This window comes from Microcoleus sp. S13C4 (genome assembly GCF_036700865.1).
Classification (GTDB): domain Bacteria; phylum Cyanobacteriota; class Cyanobacteriia; order Cyanobacteriales; family Microcoleaceae; genus Microcoleus.
This window is the reverse complement of record NZ_JAUBPS010000040.1, coordinates 1-21,895: the sequence shown is the minus strand read 5'-3', so window position 1 is coordinate 21,895 and position 21,895 is coordinate 1. Positions and strand designations below refer to the sequence as shown.

The window sequence follows — 21,895 nt, the reverse complement described above, 5'->3', positions numbered from 1 at the left end:
AAAGAATTTGCGATCGGGCCTGGCATCAATACAATTTTATATTTAAGATTTGAGCTTTGAGATTGTTCCTGATTAGTAAGGTTTGCGGTGTGCACCAGCCCGCGGGCGGGCGGGCTAGAAACCCGGTTTCTACGAGTTTTGCGGACAGGAACGAGAAATATAGGAAGAAACCGGGTTTGTGAATTCTGTGTGCGATCGCGAACAGAGTTTTTAGTAGAATCTTCACCAAAAATTCTAAATTAATTCAAAATTCACAACCGCGCAGGGTTGTTCGGGATCACAAAAGCAATCTCAAGATTTCAAACTATTTTCTTGTCCGGCTTTAGCCTCCTGAGCAACTTGTTCAACCTCATCTTTGGCGAGAATTTCCAAAGCCGCCTCTGCTTCTTTACCGCCCAAGCGCCTGAGAGCTTGGGCGACTCTGTAACGGATTTGCCAATCTGCATTGGAAGCGTAGGGAAGCAGCAGCGGCAGCGCCCGTCGATCTCCCAATTCACCTAATGCGCTGATCGCAATAGTTTGGATCAATTCGTTTTCAGAAGTGAGGGCATTTTCTAACATCGGAAAAGCTTTTGGATCTCCCATTTCTCCCAAAGCCGCGACGATGCTGAGTTGCACCAGCCATTCAGATGTACTGCTGTAAACTTGCTGCAAATCTTCTAAAGCATCGGTTAATTTCAATGCGCCCAAAGCATCGGCTGCTGCTGCTTGCACGTCGGGTTCGGGGTCGTTGTTCAAGCAGTTTCGCAGTACCTCTAAAGCGTTCGGCAGATTCTGCGTGCCGAGGGTTGATAATTGGCTGACTGCTGCGTAGCGAACCCGGACGTTGTTGTCGCCGATCGCAATTTGAATCAGTTTATAGGCGATCGCTGGTTCTAGTTGCCGCAGTTGGTTGACTGCTCGCAGTCTTTCGCCAAAATCCTCGGAATTCAGCAATTGTTCGACAGACTCAGGGGTAATGCTCATCGGATTTTAGATTTTAGATTTTAGATTTTAGATTTGGTAATTGGCAATTGCCAAAAATTCGCACATTGAAAGAGCGATCGGCTCGTTTTCTGATACAGTCCTGGAACTGCAAAAGTTAATTAAGACTCGGCCGCCATCGCTCGAATAATATCTCCCCTAGTGAGGATGCCGATTACTTTGCCCGCAGCATCAACTACTGGCAATCGGTGGATGCTGCGATCGTGCATTAGTTTTGCAGCTTCTGGGAGAGATTTCTCGGGATCGATGGTAACTGGCTCTTTACTCATCGCTTCTCCTACTGTTTGCCCCAAAGCCTTGTGAAGTTCTCGTTCATAACGACCTGGATTTTCTAGGTAAATCACGCTGTCGAGCACCATGATATAAGCGGGCGGAGTTACGCCGGTTTCGCGCCACATCAAGTCGGTTTCGGAGATGACTCCTACCAACAAGTCATTCTCATCTACGACGGGAAGACCGCTAATGCGTCGCTCGGCTAAAATTTTAATCGCTTCGTTCAAGGGCATTTCGGGTCGCGCCAAAATCGGCTCGCGGCTCATTACATCGGCTACTGTTTTTGGCATGATTAGCGGTTGATTGAGTTGTTGCTCTAAATCGATCATATAGGGAAAGGGCGGCACAAACTGAAGAAAGGAAGCTCTGCTGAAGGGATTCGTTAGAAGGTAGAAGGAAGGAAAAAGTTTGAATGCCAGAATTTTGCTGTTTTTTTCGATCGCACTATAAAATTCTGCCGTTTGCCTCCCTCCGGCGAGCGATCGGTCTGACAAGATTGTTAAGATATCTTAAAGAGCGGATAAATCCTTACCAATGCCAGAATCTCCAGCCCGAGAACCAGACTCCCAACCAGAAGCGCGCTGTGTATTGGTTTGCCAGTATCTATCTTGCCTGAAAAATGGTTCAGCAGCAGTGCTAGCTGCTTTTGAAGCTCAACAAGTTGCAGGGGTGAAAGTGGAGGCCTGTAGTTGTCAGGGACAGTGCACCACTGGTCCGACTGTACGAGTTACCCCAGACGAAATTTGGTATTGTCGAGTTAAACCGAGTGATGTACCGTTGATTGTGGAAGAGCACTTCAAAGGGGGAAAACCTGTAGAGGCGCTGTTCAATCCGAGAATTCATGCGCGTTATTATTATTAATATTGACTTGATTAGGTGAAACTTCCAAGCTCTGGCGCATCTAATTTTAATAGTTATTGTTAAGGAACTGGCACTTTGAAAATCCAAGGAATTGCGCTTAGTTTGTTAGTCCTAATTCTGGGGCGTCCGTCGGCGGTTGCTGCTCAAACGTCTGCGGTTGCTGGGGATATTTGTCCTGGGGAATTGGGGGCGCAAGTAGATGCGATCGCCAATCGTCCCGAATTTAGTCGATCGCGCTGGGGCATTTTGATTCAACCTCTATCTTCTACTACTACTCTCTACAGCCGGGATAGCCAAAAATATTTTATTCCAGCATCAAATGTCAAGCTGCTAACTACAGCCGCTGCTTTGCATAAACTCGGTGCAGATTTTCGGATTAAGACATCGGTTTACAGTGGCGAAAATGGGAGTTTGTACGTTGCCGGCAGGGGAGATCCAAGCATTGCTGAGGCTCAGTTGAAATCCTTGGCGCAGCAGTTAAAGCAGCGGGGAATTAGTCAAGTTAACGAGTTGATTGGCGATGACAGCTATTTTCAAGGCAGTGCAGTTAATCCGAATTGGGAATGGGAAGACGCCCAAGCAGGCTACGGAGCGCCTATTAACAGTTTAATTTTTAATCAAAACTCGATCGACCTTCTCTTGTCCCCACAGGATCTCGGGCAACCTCTGAAAGTTACTTTTGCCGAACCAAAGCTGGCAAATCAGTGGCAAATTCAGAACAATTCTGTTACCGTCGCTCAAAGCGAATCCGAGTTTATTGAAGTTGGCCGGGAGTTCGATCGACCTATAATTCGAGTTAGCGGACAGTTGAAAGTTGGTGGCGAACCTGAATCAGCTTATGTCGCAGTTGTCAACCCCGCTAATAATTTTTTGCAGCAGTTTCAGCAAGTTCTGGCGGCTGAGGGAATTCCTGTTAAACAGGCTTTAGTTGCCTCGAATTATCGCAATTTCAATCAAGAATTAGCGACCGTTGAATCGCCGCCGCTGGCTGAATTGGTGAGAGAAACTAATCGCGAAAGCAACAATCTTTATGCAGAAGTTTTATTGAGATTGCTGGGAAAACTTACCGACAAGATGCCCCAGCAGCAAGAGGATACAGGTGAAATGGGTTTGAAAGAGTTAAAAACAGTTTTAACTCAATTAGGAGTAAATCCAAACAGCTACATATTAGCCGACGGTTCGGGACTTTCCCGGCACAATTTAATTAGTCCAGAAGCCTTGGTGCAAACTTTGAGATTTATGGCAAATTCGCCTGCGGCATCTATTTACCGTGCGTCACTGCCGATCGCTGGCGAGAACGGCACTTTAAAAAATCGCTTCAATAATACACCAAACCGCGTAATTTTGCAAGCTAAAACAGGAACTTTGAGCGGAGTTTCGGCGCTGTCGGGATATATCGAAGTTCCGAATTACGAACCGCTGGTGTTTAGCATTATCGTCAATCAATCTGACCTATCGGCTGCAAAGATGCGATCGGCAACTGACGAAATTGTGCTATTATTGAACCGCTTGCGTCGCTGTTAAAACAACACATTTAAGGTGAGAAAGTTAAGCTCAGTAGTTACACCTAAAAAACAGGACACCCAAAAACCCTACAAGTTTTAAGTTTCATTAGATTGCAGCGGCGGAGATCGAAAAGCAGCTACAATAAAAGTAGAAAAATTAACACCATTGGGCCGTTTCAGCCTGCTATCAGTCGGCGGTTTCTGTACTTCCCGAAAATAAGTCTAACTTTCCAACTATGAATTCTTTAGATTCCGAGCAGCAACACATCTTTGTCGAAACCAATAACATCCGCCTGCACTGCGTTTCTCAAGGAGAAGGCGATCTCGTTCTCCTCCTGCATGGGTTTCCCGAGTTTTGGTACTCTTGGCGCCATCAAATTCCTGCTTTAGCGCGTTATTTCAAGGTTGTGGTGCCAGATTTGCGGGGCTACAACGATTCCGACAAGCCGGAAGGCGGGTACGATTTAGATACGCTGAGCGCCGATATTGGGGGTTTGATTGCGAGCTTGGGCTATACAAAAGCTCACATTGTCGGTCATGATTGGGGAGGCGCGATCGCGTGGCATTTAGCTCAAAAATTCCCTGAAAAGCTCAATCGCTTGGCAATTTTAAATGCTCCCCACCCGCAGCGATTCCTACAGGAAATGGCGAGCAATTTAGATCAAATCCGTCGCAGTTGGTACGTTTTGGCTTTTCAGGTTCCCGGCATTCCCGAATGGTTGATCCGGCAAAACTTGAAAGATTTTGTGCACAATGTTTTTCAAGGACAAGCTGTTCGCAAAGGAGCTTTTAGCGCTGAGGAAACTAAGATTTATCAGACTGCTTTAGAAAAGCCGGGAGTATTAGCCGCCGCGCTCAATTATTATCGGCAGATGTTTCACCCGCAGCGGCTTTGGCATTTGGGGCAGAAATTAGAACCTGTGACAGTGCCTACTTTGGTGCTTTGGGGAGAAGAAGATGCGTTTTTGAGCCACAAACTTGTAGAAGGTTTAGACCGATTAATTACGGCTCCGTTTAAGTTAAAATTAGTCCCTAACTGCGGTCACTGGATTCAGCAGGAAGCGCCGCAAACGGTGAATCGAGAATTGCTGAGCTTTCTGAGAAATTCTTCTCCTTCTTTGGCTTTGGCTTAGAAAAAAATTAACGCTTGCAAATAAGAACGGGCATCTTGCCCGTTCTTAATATCTACGGGCAAAATGCCCGTTCCACAAGAACATTGAATTTTTGGGGAACGGGCATCTTGCCCGTTCTTAATATTTGACGCACCCTACTTATTTATTAATCCCAGAGCAAATTTTCTTGGATCAGCAGTGCAATCATCGCAGTTCGGGAACAAACACCGAGTTTCATAAAAATCCGCCTCACGTAAGTAGCAACCGTCCAGTGACTGATATTTAAATTTTTGGCAATACATTTGTTTGGCAGGCCTTGGGCTACTAATTGCGCGATCGCTCTTTCCCGTGGACTCAGGCTAATTTCCGGTTTGTAACTTGTGCTTTGCATATTTTTGCAATGAGGTAACGAGTTAAAATCTAATCAATTAAGGGTAGAATTCCGAGTTTCTCTCGAACTTCAGATAAAGGAGTTTCCCAATCAGATGCAACGTCCCAATTAATTAGCCGAGTGGCTAATTTTCCGTGTTTTAAGCCTTTGATAATTTGTCCGATCGCGCATTTTCCGCCGATCAGTCCAACTAACACTAAAATCGCACAGGAAGGGCGAAATACTTGAGCGCGAGTAAAGGCTTGAAGTACCAATTCATCTTCAGTTGAAGCCGAAAGGCCAGTCAGGACGTGCCAAACGTCGTGGTTTCGCTGAATCCAGTCTCCCGATGCGATCGGCTCAAAGCCTTGTTCGTCTAGAAATCGCGCCACTTCGCACCCTAATGTTCCTGCTGGCAGTTGGCGCAATTTTGCCAAGTTTATTTCAAAATGTCGATCGCTCTCAATTTGAGGATTAATTGTTTGAGCCATCTTTAATATAACTTCTAATTGACCGTCAGCCATAATTTATCCTCCCTTCAACAATGATTTAAATTTCGAGCAAATTAATTTGTGTTTGTCACGTTCATTTTTGCGGTGAATCAAGACGATTTTTTTTACCGAGTCAGCTTAAAAATCGTACTTTCTGTCAAACCAATTGGCTATCAGGAGCTTTTACATTTCTTTACAAACCTTCTTAGATGTGAAATCTGCTATCTGTAAAAATCGCCCTAGTGTTTGGAATCCCAACTTGCCTCACCCGGAAGTACCCGTAAAATCCACAGTATTTAGCGGTGATTGGAACCCGCTTACTTACGTATATGAATTTATTTTGCTGCTAATTATTGGAACTTGCAATGAGTCAGAGGTGGAAGCTCGCAGGCATCGTGATGCAGGTGCATACAAGTGAAGAGAGTTGAAGGGAGCTGAAGCAAGGTGAAGTTATGCAGAGTTGATTTTTCGGAATTACGCAGTAGTCCCCATCCCCTGTGGTTGGCGAATTTGTAGTGGCCAGCATGGGGGATTGCCCGTATGTCGTTAGAATGTCGCTCAAATGAGTGTCACTCATTTGAGCGACTGGTCAAGTATTTTCAGCAACAGCTATAAATAAAGTAGAGATTCATACAAGGTGTTGCTGTGAAAAAACTTTACATTTGGTTATCCACAGGAGTTATGTCATTAATTTGGTGCGCTGCTGCTAGCGCTACGACTTATGTTAACCCCAACGGTAAAACTACTTTAAACCTGTCAGAAAAAGCGAACAATAGCAGCAGTTTTTACTTTACCAGAGTAGGCAATCGTGATTTTTTGGGCAATATTCAAATTACTCGTTCCGAAGGAGCAGCAGGCTCTTACTACTACAACGGAACTTTCAAAGACCATGCGACTGGCCCTGGCAGAAAAATTGTTTGTTCTGGAGATATTAGCATTATCAGGCATCAAGTTGGAAGGAGCAGCTTGGGAGCAGAAGTTACTTGGAAGGTGAAAGAAGGAGAAAATTGTCCTTCTATTGGCAAGACATTTAAAGTAAATTTAGTAGAAGCTTTACCGCTTCCTAATGCAAGTGGCGACTATACTTCTAGCAACTCTAATACTTGGTTGACTCAAACTGCTGGTTCTGCAACTTGGCCTGCTTGGCGAGTCACGTCGCGAGATGGACAACTCAACTGCCGCAAGACCGCAAACGGAGCAATTCAAACAGTTTACCGCGCGGATAAAGATACAGTTGCTGCTGAACTCAGGGGAGTAAATGCGATTACAATGGCGAACGGTCAACCCTGGTTGCTCACAAGACAAGGCTGTTATGTGCGCGCTAATTCTCAATACGTTCAGCCAGTTTCTATGCCTGAATAAGTGAGCGTAAGTAGGGAGCATCTCAATGAAAACAGCCAAGCCCACAATTGGAGTTTTGAGGCAAGAGGCAGAAGGCAGAAGGAAGGAGCCAGAAGAAGTATTTTTACAAATATCAGATGCTCCCAGTTCCGCTGTCAGATCCACGCAGCTTACCAAAAGACATGAATCCAGTTTACAAGCAGTATTCTGAAAACAATTCTGTTGGGATAAGCTGTTGCGGGATTTAAATTGTATGTCAAAAAAAAATCAAAGTCTTGTGGGAGTAGGGGTTGGGCGTCCCGCCCGCCTCGAATATACAATTTAAATGCGCCACAGCTTAAAGTATCACTTTACTTGGTTTATGCTTCAGGAAGTTATTGAATATGATGGGGACGGCAGGTTTTTACCATGCACCGCTTATGTAGACCGTCGATATGCTTATCCGTTTCATAATTCAGGTTGTTTTCCCCAGGATTTGCCCAAAAATAAACGTGTTTATAAGTATAAAAAAGACTATACAACTGAGGTTTCCTAGGTGGACAATTATCGAGATTATGTGGGTTGCATAGAATAGTTGATTGAAGATTTATTGAAGCTAGGGAATCCCAAAAAAATCCGCGTTATTTTGGGGCTTCACTACTAAACAATCGATCACTGCATAACAATTGCCATGCAAAGGAGTACCCTCTCATCCCCGTTTATCCTGCAAAACTTACATAGCGTGACCAAAGTTACTATCGCCCGTTAAATAGAAACTCGCTATCGTCATTTAATTAAAATTAAACTGCTCAAAGAATCGCCGACTTTCCGGTCAAACAAAAACGCCACATCATAGCTAAGCAGGCTAAGGAGGATGTCAATCAGAATAGTGGTATCGACAAGAGATAATCGTTAGATACTCGTCATCCACAGCATAAACTAATCGATTCGTATCATCAATTCGCCGCGACCAAAAACCAGCCATATTCTCCCTCAGTGGTTCTGGCTTTCCGATGCCCTCAAACGGCAATCGGATTGTTGGCTCAATTAGCTTGCTAATTCGTTTTAACGTTTTCTTGTCTGGCCCTTGCCAATATAAATAATCACCCCAAGCCTCATCCGTCCATGCTAACTTTCTAGTCATCCAACAAATTTCGCTCCACCACTTTCCCCTGCTTAAACTGAGCAATAGAACGCTCCAAATGGGCAGTATTGGCGGGAGAGTTGAGTAAATGAGTAAAACGAATAAACCAGTAAATTCGATCGCGCCGAAGCATAATTTACTGGTTTTACTGGTTCCCAGGCTGTGTTACTGGTTTACTGACTGTGCCTCTTAACCCCTGTAAGCGACCAAGAGCCGAAGCCGAGCGAAAATTAAATTCGAGGCTCTAGGTCGCTGTTGAGCGTTACTTTCGCTGCCGCCTGGTAACGAGTAAAACGAGTAAACGAGTAATAATTGAGGACTAAAAAATTTAGATTTCTTCGTCCAAACCATCTACATCATCTACATCATCTACGCCATCTACATCATCTACATCATCTACATCATCTACATCATCTACATCATCTACCTCAACAGGAGCGACAGAATTAGCAGAAACCACAGCACCAGTCTCAAGTTTCTTTTTAACTAGCTCCTCAATTTCATTTTTGAAATCGATGTTTTTCTCCATGTGCTGGATCACTTTGTCTCGTCCTTGAGCTATGTTCTCTCCGTTGTAGCTATACCAAGAACCTTTTTTCAGAATTACTCCCATTTCGTCTGCCAAGTCAGTTAGACAGCCTAAAGTAGAAATGCCTTTGCCAAATACGATGTCAAATTCGGCAATGCGGAAAGGCGGAGCAACTTTATTTTTAGCAACTTTAACTTTCGTGCGGTTGCCGTATTCTTCGGTACCTTTTTTCAAGCTTTGAATGCGGCGAATGTCGAGCCGTACGCTGGCGTAGAATTTGAGTGCGTTGCCGCCGGTTGTTGTTTCCGGGTTGCCGTAAGTTATGCCGATTTTCTGCCGCAATTGGTTGAGGAAGATGACGGTACAGCCGGATTTGCCGATATTGCCGGTGATTTTCCGCAAAGCTTGACTCATCAATCGGGCTTGCAAACCCATGTGAGAGTCGCCCATGTCGCCTTCAATTTCGGCGCGGGGGACGAGGGCGGCTACGGAGTCAATTACTACGATATCGACGGCGACGGAACGGACGAGTTGATCGACAATTTCCAGGGCCATTTCGCCGGTATCCGGCTGGGAAACTAAGAGATTTTCAATATCGACGCCTAAAGCTGAGGCGTAGGTGGGATCGAGGGCGTGTTCGGCATCGACAAAGGCTGCGATACCGCCGGATTTTTGGACTTCGGCGATCGCGTGGAGGGCTAGAGTGGTTTTACCGGAACTTTCCGGGCCGTAAATTTCAATGACTCGACCTTTTGGCAAACCGCCGCCCAAAGCAATGTCTAGTGTCAGGGCTCCGGTGGGAATGGTTTCTACCCTCATGCGAGTGGAGTCTCCCAATCGGACGATCGCCCCTTTGCCAAAGCTGCGCTCGATTTGGGAGAGTACGGAAGTTAGAGCTTTTTGCTTTTCTGAGTTTTCAGTGGAAGTTTTTATAGACGCTTCTTTTTTTGCCATTTGCGGTACGCGGGTAGACCCCTTGCGGAGCTTGTTGATTAACTGTACAACACGTATGTTAGCAGTTATTTTTGGGGTCTGGAGGTTCTGGGAGGATCTGGCTGAAGATTCTTGATTTTGGGGGTGGTTCAGCCTGAGCCAGCTTTCAGCAGGCTCTAATCTAGAAGGTATTCGGCATCCGGCAGAGGGTAGAATTATTGTCTGTTAGGAGATGTAGTTGGTATCGATCGCGATCGGAGTGAGGTTTAATGATTGTCTACAGTTCCAAATTCCGTGAAGCGTAGCTATCCCCGACGGAATCGCCACAATTAGGACAAGCATGGGATCTACAACACATCAAGACACATCTGTTAATACCAAAAATTCCCGCTGGCTGATGAACTTATTGGCGATCGGCATTTTACTTGGTATCGGATTTCGGTTTTTTGAGATCGATCGCAAACTGTACTGGCACGACGAAGTTTACACATCAATCCGCGCCGCTGGTTTCACCCGCCAAGAAATTGACGACGAACTATTCCAAAACCGGATTGTTCCCGCACCCGAATTGCAAAAATATCAGCGGATTAAACCGGGAAGTACAGAAGCAGACACAATTCGTTCTTTAGCACTAGAAGACCCGCAGCATCCGCCTTTATACTTTCTCATGGCTCGTTGGTGGATGCAGCAATTTGGCAGTTCTCTAACAGCATCCCGCAGTTTGCCAGCACTATTGAGTTTGCTGTCGTTGCCTTTGATGTACCTGTTAGCTCAGGAACTTTTCGCCTCGAATTTGGCGGCGTTATTAGCAACAGCACTTTTGGCATTATCTCCTTTTGACATATTGTTTGCTCAGACAGCAAGGCAGTACAGTTTGCTGACAGCCACAGTTATTGGCAGCAGTTGGCTGCTGCTGAGAGCAGTGCGGTTGCGGGGCTGGCAAAATTGGGTATTTTACTCGCTGGCGATCGCCCTTGGTTTCTACACTCACCCTTTCTTCAGTTTAACACTCATCGGACACGGAGTTTTTATAATTGCTTACTGGTTGTTTGTCCGAAAAACAAAATTGCGAGGTCACGTAACTAATTCCCAATTTTTCTTAGCAGTAACAGCAGCTTTAATATTGTATATCCCGTGGATTTACGTGCTAGCAACCAACCTGGAACGTGCCTCCTCTACGACTGATTGGACGCGAGTATCTCCCGGTTGGCTGTATCTAGTCAAATTGTGGACTCTCAGCTTTACCGCCTTATTTTTTGACTGCGACTTCGGGTTTGATAATATCTTGACTTATCTGCTGAGATTGCCATCTTTGCTGTTAATTATGGCAGCACTTTACCAAATCTGCCGCCGGGCTAGTAGTTCAACTTGGCTGTTTATTTTAACATCAATTTTTGTACCTTTTTTGATACTGGCATTACCGGATCTAATCCTAGGTGGCAAACGTTCTGCCGTCAGCCGTTATCTGATTTCCTGCTTTCCGGGAGTGCAGCTAGCAGTTGCTTACTTGCTCGCCTGTTACCTGAAAACTCAGCAGCGGTTTTGGCAAGTCATTTTAGCCTTGGTATTTACAGCTAGTGTAGCCTCCTGTACAGTTAGCGCTTTTTCTGATACTTGGTGGAGCAAAGACTTGAGCTATTTTAATGCTGAAGTTGCGAAAATTATTAACAAAGAGGCGATAGCTAACCGATCAATTAAAGATACAATTGTAATTAGCGATCGCGGCAACGATTTTACGAACATGGGAGATTTGCTTTCTCTGAGTTATTTGCTCGACAAAGACGTGCGGCTGATGCTGATGAGCCAGTCGCCCGAAATCGAGATGCTGAACAAATATTCGGCTCCCCTAGTGTTCCGCCCTTCGGAAAAATTGCGATCGGCACTCAAGCAAAATCAACGCCGCTTAGAGCCAATATTGGAGTATGCCAGACTTTTTCGAGTGCGACGAGCTTCTTAGAGCAATTATGAAAAGTAGTGATACAGATAGATTGTACGTAAGCATCTGTAGGGACATGGCAATGCCGTGTCCGGCGCGGGGATTAGGGATACGGCATTGCCGTGCCCCTAATGTTCGCTTTGACTTTTAATAATTGGTATAAGATTGAGGATTGTAGTCAGAAAAAACTGTTTGAGTTGTCTCAAGTATCTGGGCTGACACACCCGACAGCATCAGCAATAATTATTTGAATACTTAGGATTAAACGCAATGCAAGAGTTAAATAATTCATCTTCCGAATCCGCACAGCAATTTCGCAATCTTCAGACAGAGTTACGTGAACGTTGGCGAGGGCTCGAAGAATTCGACAGCGGAGATTGTGACATTATTATAATTCCTTCGGTCAGCTTAGATCAGCAAGAAATGCAGAAAGTTGAGGGTGCTTACCACTACGAAGAGCGGCATTTATTTTCATTGATTCGCCTGCGAAATCCCCGCACGCGCTTAATTTACATTACCTCCGAACCCTTGCACCCGATGATTGTGGATTATTACCTGCAATTGCTGCCAGGAATTCCATTTTCTCACGCGCGCGATCGGCTTTTGCTGTTCAGTGCTTACGATGCTTCTGCCAAATCCCTCACCCAGAAAATTTTAGAGCGCCCTCGCTTGATGGAGCGCATTCGTCAAGCAGTACGGCCGACAAAATCTTATATGGTTTGTTATAACTCGACGCCTTTAGAACGCGAGTTATCTGTTAAATTGGGGATTCCTTTGTGGGCCAGCGATCCCGATCTGTTGTACTGGGGAACAAAAAGCGGCAGCAGGCAAATTTTCCAAGAATGTGGCGTGCCTTATCCTGACGGTTCCGAGTTGGTTTGGAATGCCGAAGATTTAGCAGAAGCTGCCGCTCAATTGTGGGAACGGCAACCGGATTTGCAGCGGATAGTAATTAAGTTAAATGAAGGTTTTTCGGGGGAAGGAAATGCAATTCTAGATCTGCGTTCCCTGGCAAGTAAAGCGCCTCAAGAAAGAGCCAAGGCAATTGGGGATTGCTTCCATAATTTGCGCTTTCAATCCACAGGCGAAACCTGGGAAAATTTTAGCAGCCGCATTCCCGAATTAGGGGCAATTGCCGAAGCATTTATCGAAGGAGAAGAAAAGTTCTCGCCCAGTGTTCAAGGCAGAATTATTCCCAGCGGCGAAGTAGAAATCCTCTCCACTCACGACCAAATTTTAGGAGGCCCAGACGGTCAAATTTTCTTGGGTTGCCGATTTCCGGCGGACGAATCTTATCGGCTGGCGTTGCAAGAATTGGGATGGAAAGTGGGGCAAAACTTAGCTAAAAAAGGGGCTTTAGAGAGATTTGGAGTAGATTTTCTCGCTGTAAAGCAATCCGATGGGAAATGGGATATGCAAGCAATAGAAATTAACTTGCGGAAAGGAGGCACAACTCATCCGTTTATGGCGCTGAAGCTGTTAACAAATGGTCGGTACGAACGTTCGACAGGATTATTTTACAGCCAGCAGGGCCGTCCGAAATATTATGTCGCTTCGGACAACTTGAAAAAAGAGCGCTATCGGGGGTTATTACCGAACGATTTGATGGATATTATTGCTGACAATCAACTGCACTTTGACAGCGGTACAGAGACGGGCAGTGTGTTTCATTTAATGGGTTGTTTGTCGGAGTTTGGCAAATTGGGAGTGACGAGTATCGGCAATTCGCAGCAAGAAGCAGAGGATATGTACAACAAAGTTGTGAAAGTGCTCGATCGCGAAACGTCAGGCGATTTTAGGTTTTAGATTTTAGATTTTAGATTTGATCCCGTCAGCTTAGATCCCCGGCTTCTTGAAGAAGTCGGAGATCTAATATCCCTCGCGTTTTGTATAGCAACGGGCAAGAGGATTAGGATGTTCTTAATCACCCAAACCATTGCTATTATTGAATTGGCCTTCTTCCTTCTTCCTTCCGTTAGAGCTAATTTTTAGCGGGATAAAGGGGCGTGGGGTCGATCGAGCCTGTGCGGTTGAGCGGCCAAAAACGCACAATTGCCCTACCGATGATATTTGGCTTGGGCACAAAGCCCCAATAATGGCTGTCACAGCTTGCGTTGCGGTTGTCGCCGAGCACCAAGTAAGAATTTTTAGCTACAACTACAGGCCCGTAGGGATAATTCGGAATTTCTTCAATATACTTTTCCTGTAGCGGCTGCTTGTTGATAAAAACTTTTCCCTCTTTGACTTCCACAGTATCCCCCGGCAGTCCAATCACTCGCTTGATGTAGGCATCTTTGATCGGCGGTGGCTGTCCCGTGCACAAACTAGCCGGGTCAGGAGGCATAAATACGATAATATCTCCTCGGTGGGGGTCTTGGAATCGATAGCTCACCTTATCTATAATTAATCGATCGTTAATTTGTAAGGTTGGGAGCATCGAGCCGGTGGGAATGTAGCGTGCTTCGGCAACCAGGGTGCGGATACCAAACGCTAAAAATGCTGCTAAGCCGATCGTCTTAATTCCTTCGATCCAAGGATTTTCGGTGTCTTGCGGAGGTTTTTCGTCGGCTGACTTGTCTAGACGAGTCATAGGGTATTGTAGTGACTGAGCTGGATACAAATTATAGACTTAATAATGTTTCCATGCTAGCACGCTGTCTACTCAATTAATGATATATTATGACTCCCAAATCAAGTTTGTTAATCCGTCGCGCTCGCATTCTTCTGCCCAATGGTGAATTTTTGGTAGGAGATGTGCAAATCTGCGAGGGCCAAATTGTCAAAGTTGCTGCTGAAATTGTCGAATCGGGCGATCGAGAAATAGATGCGAAAGGCTTAACTCTGTTACCCGGAGTAATTGATCCCCAGGTACACTTCCGGGAACCGGGTTTAGAACACAAGGAAGACTTATTTACCGCTAGCTGTGCTTGCGCTAAAGGCGGCGTGACATCGTTTCTGGAAATGCCGAATACGCGACCTCTGACTACAACCCAAGCTGCCTTAGATGATAAACTAAGTCGCGCTGCCGATAAGTGTTTGGTGAACTACGGCTTTTTTATTGGTGCAACGCCCGAGAATTTGCCGGATTTGTTGACTGCGAATCCGACTCCGGGAATTAAGGTGTTTATGGGTTCGATGCACGGGCAGTTGTTGGTGGATGGAGAAGCAACTTTAGAGGCGATTTTTGCCAAAGGCGATCGACTAATTGCCGTGCACGCAGAAGACCAAGCTAGAATCAACCAGAGGCGTCAGGAATTTGCCGGGATTTCCGATGTTGCCGTGCACTCGCAAATTCAAGACAATCAAGCAGCTTTATTGGCAACTCAGCTAGCATTAAAACTTTCTAATAAATATCAGCGGCGCCTGCACATTCTGCACCTTTCAACTGGGGATGAAGCGGAGTTGTTGCGCCAGGAAAAACCGAGTTGGGTGACAGCAGAAGTTACGCCGCAGCATTTGTTGTTAAATACCAGCGCCTATCAAAAAATTGGCAGTTTAGCTCAGATGAATCCGCCTTTGCGCGAGCCCCGCGATAACGAAATACTTTGGCAAGCTTTACTCGACGGCGTAATTGATTTTATCGCCACCGACCACGCGCCGCACACCTTAGCAGAAAAAGCTCAAGATTATCCAAATACGCCGTCGGGAATGCCGGGAGTCGAAACTTCTTTGCCATTGATGCTGACGCAAGCAGTAGAGGGAAGATGTACAGTGGCGCAAGTTGCTAATTGGATGTCGGCGGCAGTCGCTAAGGCTTATAACATTCCCAACAAAGGGGCGATTGCTCCGGGTTTTGACGCCGATTTAGTCTTAGTTGATTTGGAGAACTACCGCCCCGTGGTCGGCGCAGAGATGGCGAGCAAGTGCGGCTGGAGTTCCTTTGAAGGTTGGAGTTTGACTGGATGGCCAGTTGTGACTGTTGTTGGAGGAAAAGTTGTTTTTGAGAATGGTAAATTGGATACAAATGTGAGGGGAGAAGCCTTGAGATTTGACGCTGATTAAGCATCAATTTAACTCAAGTGTTATAAGTGGGTATTCCTGCATCGCAAAGGCGATTTTACCCATGCTTCTCCAAGAACTAGAAACACAACTCCTGGCCTTAACTCCGACTGAGAAAGCTGAAGCCATTCGGCTTTTAACCCAAAGTTTAAACAATAGCTGGCCAGGAATTACGAAAACTCCCGATGTGTGTGGTGGCGATGCTTGCATTGCCAAAACTCGCATCCCCGTTTGGCTGCTTGAAAGTTTTCGCCGTGAAGGTTCAAGCGATTCTGAACTTCTACAATTTTATCCCCATCTAAGCGCTGCCGATCTAGTCAATGTTTGGACTTATGCTGATGCACATCTGGAGGAAATCGAAGAAGCAATCTGCAAGAATGAGGAAGCCTGAGTCATGCTAAATTTATATGCAGACGAACAATTTCCTTTGCCAGTCGTCCAATTGCTGCGCGCTTTTGGTCACAATATCTTGACTGTTCAGGAAGCAGGAAAAGCAGGACTTGGGATTCCAGATCCAGAGGTGCTAGCATTTGCTATAAGCAAAGATCGAGCTGTTTTGACATTAAATCGGTTTGACTTCATCGGACTGCATAAGCGACAGCCCGACCCCACTGGTATTATTGTTTGTACGAAAGATCGGAACGTAGAAATGTTGGCAACACGCATCAATAATGCTATTGCGGGTGAGGAAAATTTGAGCGGTAAATTGATTCGAGTCAACCGCCCGCCACAGTAAGTTCGATCGCCCTTTCTCACTTTTCCCATTGCCAATCCCATAACTCGCTATTACCAATCACTTCAGCTTGCCGCCCGTTATCGAGATAACTTAAAGAAATTTGCAAATATTTTTCTGGTTTGTACTGCAATCTTTCCGCCCATTCGATCGCCACAATTCCCAAATCCCTTTCTAATCCGTCCCAATAACTTTCTAAGTGCAAAGCCTCGGCTTCTTCGGGTTCCAGTCGATACAAATCTAGATGATAAAGCGGAATTCGCCCTGTAAAATACTCGTTAATCAGCGTGAAAGTAGGACTTTCGATCGAGTCTGAGATTCCTAAACCTTCAGCGATACCTTGAACTAAGGTAGTTTTGCCAGTACCCAAGTCTCCTTTTAATAAGATGACTGTGCCGGCAGGAAGCGATCGACCTAACGCAAAACCCAACTTGCGCGTAGCTTCAGCATCTGGAAGTGAAAGTATCATATTAATCATTAGTCATTAGTCATTAGTCATTAGTCAACAGTCAACAATCAGCAGTCAACAGTTACCAGCTTAAATGTTCTGGGCGCGGCCGTACCAACGCAGCAACATTCCCGCCAACCTTTGAGAATTGTGGCGAATTAAACCCGTATTTTTATCTTCATCCATCACATTTGCGATGACAATTCGCCGCCCCAATTGCGTTACAGCTTCGCGATCGAGTACAACCGGATAAGAATTCTCCTGAGAATAGCGGATCAAAGCTTTTGCAGAAGGGACTTTTCCTTGAACGACTACAGCATCGAACAGCGGCCGGCCACAAGCGCGATCGATCGCCCGAATGTGGTCTGCAACACTGTATCCGTCAGTTTCCCCCGGCTGAGTCATAATATTGCACACATAAATGCGCGGAACTTCGCTGTTGGCGATCGCATCAGCAATTTCCGGCACCAACAAATTCGGAATGACACTCGTATAAAGACTCCCGGGCCCAATAATAATAAAATCCGCTTCCCGAAGACCTTCCACAGCCCTAGGTAACGCCGGAGGATTAGCAGGAGTGCAGCCTATTTTGAGGATTTTTCCGTTAGCTTTTGTAATGCTGGACTCCCCCTCAATCCTCCGGCCGTCAGCCAGTTCTGCCCACAAAGACACGTCGCTCAGAGTAGCTGGTAGCACCTCTCCCCTCACCGCTAAAACCTTAGAACTCGCGGCGATCGCCTGTTCCAAATCTCCAGCAATATCGCTCATCGCCGTCAAAAACAAATTCCCAAAACTGTGACCCATCAAACCATCACCGGCTTGAAAGCGATATTGAAATAACTCAGTCAATAACTTTTCCTCATCTGCCAAAGCCGCCAAACAATTGCGAATGTCTCCGGGCGGCAATACCCCAATTTCCCGGCGCAGCCGCCCGGAAGACCCCCCATCATCGGCCACCGTGACAATAGCCGTGATTTTGGCACTATAATCCTTCAATCCCCTCAGCAAATTAGAAAGGCCTGTTCCGCCCCCAAGTGCCACAATTTTCGGCCCGCGGTGCAAGCGGCGGTGGTTGAGGAGTCGATCGACCAATTCCTCATTCCCTTCCGGCATCAGCACTTGAGTAATAGAGTTCAAACTGCGAGTTTGACCCCACAGAATTAACAAAATCCCGCCAGCAATGATGATCGGCCCCGACACGTAATTGGGAATAACTTCCGCAATCCACGCCAAAAAATTTCTCAACAATTGCAATAAGAAGAAAATGGGAGTCATCCCAGTCCAAATTGCTAAACCCAAAGTGGCAAGTACCACGCCGCTGGCACTGATCAGCAGCCACCGTTTCACTAAAAGTCCGGGGGCTAACCACTTAAACCACTGGTGAACTCGCCCGTTCCGCAAAGAAGGGGGGTAAGGATTTCTGGAACTGGCAAAAACCTGCTTGGCTTTAGCCAAGACGCGGAGGGCTTTAGGAAGTGAACTAATTGACATGGTTAATTAGTCTTAAGGGTATGGGAACAGCTCGATCTGACAAATTTACAATACAAGAGAGTTTTGATTGTGGCAGTCAATTGAAGTAATTAGTTATTAGTCATGAGTCATGAGTCATTAGGTAGACTGATGACTGAGGACTGACAACTTATGGATAACATCTTATGGCTGAGCCGCTAATCGAACTCAAGGGGGTAAGTAAGTCCTTCGGCCAGAACCCGATCCTCGATCGAGTCGATCTGAGGATTTATCGGGGAGAAGCCCTGGCAATTATTGGCCCTTCGGGCACGGGGAAATCTACTATTTTGCGGATAATTGCGGGTTTGTTGGCCCCGGATGCCGGTGAGGTTTTCGTTCAGGGACAGCGCAGGGTCGGATGGGTAGACGACGTGGCCGATCCGATCGGAATTGGGATGGTGTTTCAGCAAGCGGCTTTGTTTGATTCGCTGACGGTGGAGGAGAATGTCGGTTTTTTACTTTACCAGCATTCTAAGCTGCCGCGCCGCCGCATTCGGGAATTGGTGGAGGAAAAGTTGGAGATGGTGGGTTTGCCACGAATTGGCGAACGCTATCCGGCGCAGTTGTCTGGGGGAATGAGGAAGCGGGTAAGTTTTGCCCGCGCTATCATGGCGAATCCGGATAATGACAGGGATAATCCAGAGGTTTTGCTATACGACGAACCGACGGCGGGTTTAGATCCGATCGCTTCGACGGTAATTGAAGATTTAATCCGCGACTTGCAGGTGGCCCAAGGTGTTTGCAGCACTTATGCGATCGTCACTCACCAAGACAGTACCATCCGTCGCACTGCCGATCGCATCGTGTTTCTCTATCGAGGCAAAGTGCAGTGGGAGGGAACTGTCAATGACATTGCATCGACAGATAATTTACTGATCAGACAATTTTTTAGCGGCAGTGTTACTGGGCCAATTCAAGCGCTTGGATAGTCATTAGTCATGAGTCATTAGTCATGAGTCATTAGTCATTAAGGTCGAGGGTAATATGGCAACAAAAAGTTTTCAGGAATTGCGAGTTTATAAATTATCAGAACGACTAGCAGATGAAATTTGGCAAACTGTTAAGACTTGGGAGCCATTTGCCAAAGATACGATCGGCAAACAAATTGTCCGTTCAGCCGATAGCGTCGGTGCTAACATAGCAGAATGAGTGCGACGAGGCAGTTATGACGCTTTGTCAAGATAGCTAGAGGTTCTTTATAAGCTGATACGCATTTAAATTGGGATTTTTGAAGCCTAGACTGCTTGCACCCTGGCTTTCAGGCAAAAAATTTAAATGCTGAACAGCTTATGAAACTCAACACTGGTTGAGACGAGCTTACACTCGAAAAGTTTTAACCGTTCAACAAGTAAATACATTCACAGCAATCATTAATGACTTAGCCCCTCAATTAAACTCATACCTACAATCTATCGGGTCATCCCTAAAAATGACGACCAATGACTAATAACCAATAACTAATAACTAATGACTCATGACTCATGACTAATGACCAATGACAATAAGTAAGGAGGTAATATGCGATCGCGAACTGTAAGAGAAGGTTCTGTCGGGTTCTTAATTTTAGTAGGAATCGGTTTATTTGGCGGCTTAGTGCTCTGGCTGCGGGGCGTGCAGGTAGGCAACCGCAACTACAAATTCGCCGTAGAATTTGGCAGCGCCCAGGGAATGCAAATAGGCACACCCATCAGGTATCGCGGGGTTGCAGTCGGTAAAATTACCGCCCTCAAACCGGGTTCCAATGGCGTAGACGTGATGCTGGAGATTGCGCCCGGTACTTTAGTGATTCCCCGCGATGTTACGATCGAAGCGAATAAATCCGGTTTAATTGGCGAATCGTCTATCGACATTACCCCCAACTCGATTTTGCCAGAATCGTTACTTACCGCCAATCCCGTTAGTGCCGACTGTCCCCCTGAGATTATCTGCAACAATTCGCGCTTAAAAGGTCAAGCTGGGGTCACTATCGACGAACTTATTCGATCCACAGTCCGCCTGGCTAATTTCTACACCGACCCGGTGCTGTTCAACAATATTAAATCTCTTGCCGAGAATACAGCCAACACAGCTAAAGGTGCAGCTAAACTCACTCAAGATTTATCGAGTTTAACTCAAACTGCCCAAACCGAAATAAAAACTTTAAATCAATCTGTCAGGGGAGATATTCGGAGTTTAAATCAATCTGTAAAAACCGAAATAGCCAATTTAAATCAATCCTTAAAAGGAGAAGCAAGCAGCTTAAATCAATCCTTAAAGGGAGAAGCGAGCAGTTTAAATAAATCGATAAAAGGGGAAATATCAGGAGTTGCTGCTGATGTTTCTAAAGTTGCAGATACGGCGGACGCTTCCACAAAATCCGTATCTGCGGCTGCGATAAATTCTGCTAATTCAGTAACTCAAGCAGCCAATCAAGTTACATTAACAGCCAACCAACTCAATTCCTTAGTAACAACCAACCGCGCCAGTTTAGTCTCCACTCTGAATAACATCAATCAAAGCAGTCAGGAACTGCGGGTAGCTGTCAGCAGTTTGAGTCCGACCGTTAATCGCATCAACCAAGGACAATTGCTGAACAATTTAGAAGTTTTATCAGCGAATGCTGCCCAAGCTTCTGGTAGTTTGCGAGATTTATCCAGCCAGGTAAACAATCCGGCCACTTTGCTATTATTGCAACAAACTCTAGATTCTGCACGAGCTACATTTCAGAACGTGCAGAAAATTACTTCCGACGTGGATGATTTAACGGGAGATCCAGCTTTCCGCAACAACATTCGCAGGTTGTTTAACGGATTAGGAGGCTTACTGGGTTCGACAGAACAACTACGACAGCAAGTTAAAGTCACTCAAACATTAGCTCCCCTTTCTGAGAAAGTAAATGTGAGTACATCTGCCAGCAATCAATCAGTAGACCCGGGATTTCCTAGCTTGCAAAAACAGAAAAAATTGCCTGTTATAGCTTCTCCAACTGCAAGGTCAGCAGAACCAGTTGCTCCCGTAAATACCCCTTAAAACAGGGTATCATAAAATAACTGCAATTGCACAAAATTCGCGCTATAATCTAGTTAGTAAGATGCAAAAAGCGCAACCCGATTACAGCTAATTCATAAGGTACACCTTTCGCAACCCGGTCTTAAAGTTAGTGTCCAAATGTTATTAACAAAAATTTTTTTATAAGAAAAGGAAAAACGATGACGCACACATTATCGAAACCGGACGCAATCAAAAGCCAGTATAATATAAGTTGGGGAAAATTGCCAGATGACTTTAAATTACCAGACGAGCCTGTGGAAAATATCGACCAACCACTTTTAGCTGCCGCCCTGCGAGAAGCCTTGGCTCTCGCAGGATTTATCCTCGCTTCAATGCTAATAGCTTCCAATTTTGGACTGTGTGCCAAAGTCAACGACAAAATAGTAGTAAAAGCCCCAGATTGGGTGTACGTTCCCTCGGTATTGCCCGCAGAACAAGGAGAAGTTCGCCGCAGTTATACGCGCAATGCTTAGGGAGAAGTACCTGCCGTAGTGATGGAATTTTTATCGGATACAGACGGCAGGGAATATTAAAATAAACCGACATATCCTTACGGCAAATGGCGGTTTTATGAGCGAATTTTGCAAGTACCGATTTATGTAATTTTTGAACCAAAATCGGGAGTGTTGGAAGTGTACAGACTCCAGGGTAAGAGCATCTCAATCAGCCTTGACAAAAGCACTTGAGAATTTGCATCATATAGTCATTGTTCATTGCG

24 protein-coding genes are annotated in these 21,895 nt (G+C 45.6%); 15 read left to right on the top strand and 9 right to left on the bottom strand.

All coding sequences use genetic code 11. The features are described from left to right. Positions 1 to 291: 291 nt before the first annotated feature. The gene (nblB, locus tag QT996_RS17530; RefSeq protein WP_333047985.1) at positions 292 to 966 is read right to left on the bottom strand and encodes a phycobilisome degradation protein NblB; all 675 of its coding nucleotides are present in this window, start codon (positions 964 to 966) and stop codon (positions 292 to 294) included. Positions 967 to 1,085: 119 nt separating this feature from the next. Continuing rightward, complete coding sequence (locus QT996_RS17525; protein ID WP_333048022.1) at positions 1,086 to 1,547, bottom strand: CBS domain-containing protein; 462 nt, start codon at positions 1,545 to 1,547, stop codon at positions 1,086 to 1,088. A 244-nt stretch (positions 1,548 to 1,791) separates the two neighbouring features. Between QT996_RS17525 and QT996_RS17520 the strand changes: the two genes are divergently transcribed. The 3 genes from QT996_RS17520 to QT996_RS17510 all read left to right on the top strand — a co-directional run bounded on the left by QT996_RS17520 (position 1,792) and on the right by QT996_RS17510 (position 4,756). Then, entirely contained in the window at positions 1,792 to 2,118 is a 327-nt protein-coding gene (locus QT996_RS17520) for a (2Fe-2S) ferredoxin domain-containing protein (RefSeq protein ID WP_333047984.1), read from the top strand. Between the two features lie 81 nt (positions 2,119 to 2,199). Beyond that, positions 2,200 to 3,642: a D-alanyl-D-alanine carboxypeptidase/D-alanyl-D-alanine endopeptidase gene (gene dacB, locus QT996_RS17515; RefSeq protein WP_445304575.1), complete on the top strand. Its 1,443-nt coding sequence runs from the start codon at positions 2,200 to 2,202 to the stop codon at positions 3,640 to 3,642. 217 nt (positions 3,643 to 3,859) lie between these two features. Further along, on the top strand, positions 3,860 to 4,756 hold the full coding sequence (locus QT996_RS17510) for an alpha/beta hydrolase (protein ID WP_333047982.1): 897 nt from the start codon (positions 3,860 to 3,862) through the stop codon (positions 4,754 to 4,756). A gap of 145 nt (positions 4,757 to 4,901) precedes the next feature. On the opposite strand, the gene QT996_RS17505 is transcribed toward QT996_RS17510, so the two are convergent. Together QT996_RS17505 and QT996_RS17500 are read right to left on the bottom strand one after the other, a co-directional pair. Beyond that, positions 4,902 to 5,126, bottom strand: a complete 225-nt coding sequence (locus QT996_RS17505; protein ID WP_333047981.1) for a helix-turn-helix transcriptional regulator — start codon at positions 5,124 to 5,126, stop codon at positions 4,902 to 4,904. A gap of 29 nt (positions 5,127 to 5,155) precedes the next feature. Then, positions 5,156 to 5,629, bottom strand: a complete 474-nt coding sequence (locus QT996_RS17500) for a Coq4 family protein (RefSeq protein WP_333047980.1) — start codon at positions 5,627 to 5,629, stop codon at positions 5,156 to 5,158. Between the two features lie 133 nt (positions 5,630 to 5,762). On the opposite strand from QT996_RS17500, the gene QT996_RS17495 reads away from it, so the two are divergent. The 3 genes from QT996_RS17495 to QT996_RS17485 all read left to right on the top strand — a co-directional run bounded on the left by QT996_RS17495 (position 5,763) and on the right by QT996_RS17485 (position 7,148). Further along, positions 5,763 to 6,014: a hypothetical protein gene (locus QT996_RS17495; RefSeq protein ID WP_333047979.1), complete on the top strand. Its 252-nt coding sequence runs from the start codon at positions 5,763 to 5,765 to the stop codon at positions 6,012 to 6,014. A gap of 263 nt (positions 6,015 to 6,277) precedes the next feature. Beyond that, complete coding sequence (locus QT996_RS17490) at positions 6,278 to 6,958, top strand: hypothetical protein (protein ID WP_333047978.1); 681 nt, start codon at positions 6,278 to 6,280, stop codon at positions 6,956 to 6,958. A 25-nt stretch (positions 6,959 to 6,983) separates the two neighbouring features. Beyond that, complete coding sequence (locus tag QT996_RS17485) at positions 6,984 to 7,148, top strand: hypothetical protein (RefSeq protein WP_333047977.1); 165 nt, start codon at positions 6,984 to 6,986, stop codon at positions 7,146 to 7,148. Between the two features lie 645 nt (positions 7,149 to 7,793). Here QT996_RS17485 and QT996_RS17480 read toward each other — a convergent pair. Continuing rightward, positions 7,794 to 8,060: a Txe/YoeB family addiction module toxin gene (locus QT996_RS17480; protein ID WP_333047976.1), complete on the bottom strand. Its 267-nt coding sequence runs from the start codon at positions 8,058 to 8,060 to the stop codon at positions 7,794 to 7,796. Between the two features lie 328 nt (positions 8,061 to 8,388). After that, entirely contained in the window at positions 8,389 to 9,543 is a 1,155-nt protein-coding gene (gene recA, locus QT996_RS17475; protein ID WP_333047975.1) for a recombinase RecA, read from the bottom strand. Between the two features lie 319 nt (positions 9,544 to 9,862). Between recA and QT996_RS17470 the strand changes: the two genes are divergently transcribed. Both QT996_RS17470 and QT996_RS17465 read left to right on the top strand, forming a co-directional pair. Further along, the gene (locus tag QT996_RS17470; RefSeq protein WP_333047974.1) at positions 9,863 to 11,479 is read left to right on the top strand and encodes a glycosyltransferase family 39 protein; all 1,617 of its coding nucleotides are present in this window, start codon (positions 9,863 to 9,865) and stop codon (positions 11,477 to 11,479) included. 249 nt (positions 11,480 to 11,728) lie between these two features. Continuing rightward, complete coding sequence (locus QT996_RS17465) at positions 11,729 to 13,264, top strand: peptide ligase PGM1-related protein (protein WP_333047973.1); 1,536 nt, start codon at positions 11,729 to 11,731, stop codon at positions 13,262 to 13,264. A gap of 175 nt (positions 13,265 to 13,439) precedes the next feature. On the opposite strand, the gene lepB is transcribed toward QT996_RS17465, so the two are convergent. Further along, on the bottom strand, positions 13,440 to 14,048 hold the full coding sequence (gene lepB / locus QT996_RS17460) for a signal peptidase I (protein ID WP_333047972.1): 609 nt from the start codon (positions 14,046 to 14,048) through the stop codon (positions 13,440 to 13,442). 89 nt (positions 14,049 to 14,137) lie between these two features. Between lepB and QT996_RS17455 the strand changes: the two genes are divergently transcribed. The 3 genes from QT996_RS17455 (at position 14,138) to QT996_RS17445 (ending at position 16,193) form a co-directional block, all read left to right on the top strand. Continuing rightward, a complete protein-coding gene (locus QT996_RS17455) occupies positions 14,138 to 15,460 on the top strand; it encodes a dihydroorotase (protein ID WP_333047971.1) in 1,323 nt (440 codons plus the stop codon). Positions 15,461 to 15,521: 61 nt separating this feature from the next. Then, positions 15,522 to 15,848: a DUF433 domain-containing protein gene (locus tag QT996_RS17450; protein ID WP_333047970.1), complete on the top strand. Its 327-nt coding sequence runs from the start codon at positions 15,522 to 15,524 to the stop codon at positions 15,846 to 15,848. Positions 15,849 to 15,851: 3 nt separating this feature from the next. Then, a complete protein-coding gene (locus QT996_RS17445; RefSeq protein ID WP_333047969.1) occupies positions 15,852 to 16,193 on the top strand; it encodes a DUF5615 family PIN-like protein in 342 nt (113 codons plus the stop codon). Positions 16,194 to 16,209: 16 nt separating this feature from the next. Here QT996_RS17445 and tsaE read toward each other — a convergent pair whose 3' ends face one another. Both tsaE and QT996_RS17435 read right to left on the bottom strand, forming a co-directional pair. Next, positions 16,210 to 16,659 (bottom strand): tRNA (adenosine(37)-N6)-threonylcarbamoyltransferase complex ATPase subunit type 1 TsaE, encoded by a 450-nt coding sequence (gene tsaE / locus QT996_RS17440; protein ID WP_333047968.1) that lies wholly within the window; start codon positions 16,657 to 16,659, stop codon positions 16,210 to 16,212. Between the two features lie 69 nt (positions 16,660 to 16,728). Beyond that, complete coding sequence (locus QT996_RS17435; protein ID WP_333047967.1) at positions 16,729 to 18,129, bottom strand: gluconeogenesis factor YvcK family protein; 1,401 nt, start codon at positions 18,127 to 18,129, stop codon at positions 16,729 to 16,731. Between the two features lie 164 nt (positions 18,130 to 18,293). On the opposite strand from QT996_RS17435, the gene QT996_RS17430 reads away from it, so the two are divergent. From QT996_RS17430 to QT996_RS17415, 4 genes are all read left to right on the top strand, one after another. Continuing rightward, positions 18,294 to 19,076, top strand: a complete 783-nt coding sequence (locus tag QT996_RS17430; protein ID WP_333047966.1) for an ATP-binding cassette domain-containing protein — start codon at positions 18,294 to 18,296, stop codon at positions 19,074 to 19,076. A gap of 55 nt (positions 19,077 to 19,131) precedes the next feature. Continuing rightward, positions 19,132 to 19,296, top strand: coding sequence for a four helix bundle protein (locus QT996_RS17425; RefSeq protein ID WP_333047965.1), 165 nt, complete (start codon positions 19,132 to 19,134; stop codon positions 19,294 to 19,296). A gap of 369 nt (positions 19,297 to 19,665) precedes the next feature. Next, the gene (locus QT996_RS17420) at positions 19,666 to 21,156 is read left to right on the top strand and encodes an MlaD family protein (RefSeq protein WP_333047964.1); all 1,491 of its coding nucleotides are present in this window, start codon (positions 19,666 to 19,668) and stop codon (positions 21,154 to 21,156) included. Between the two features lie 179 nt (positions 21,157 to 21,335). After that, entirely contained in the window at positions 21,336 to 21,650 is a 315-nt protein-coding gene (locus QT996_RS17415; protein ID WP_333047963.1) for a hypothetical protein, read from the top strand. Positions 21,651 to 21,895 lie beyond the last annotated feature (245 nt).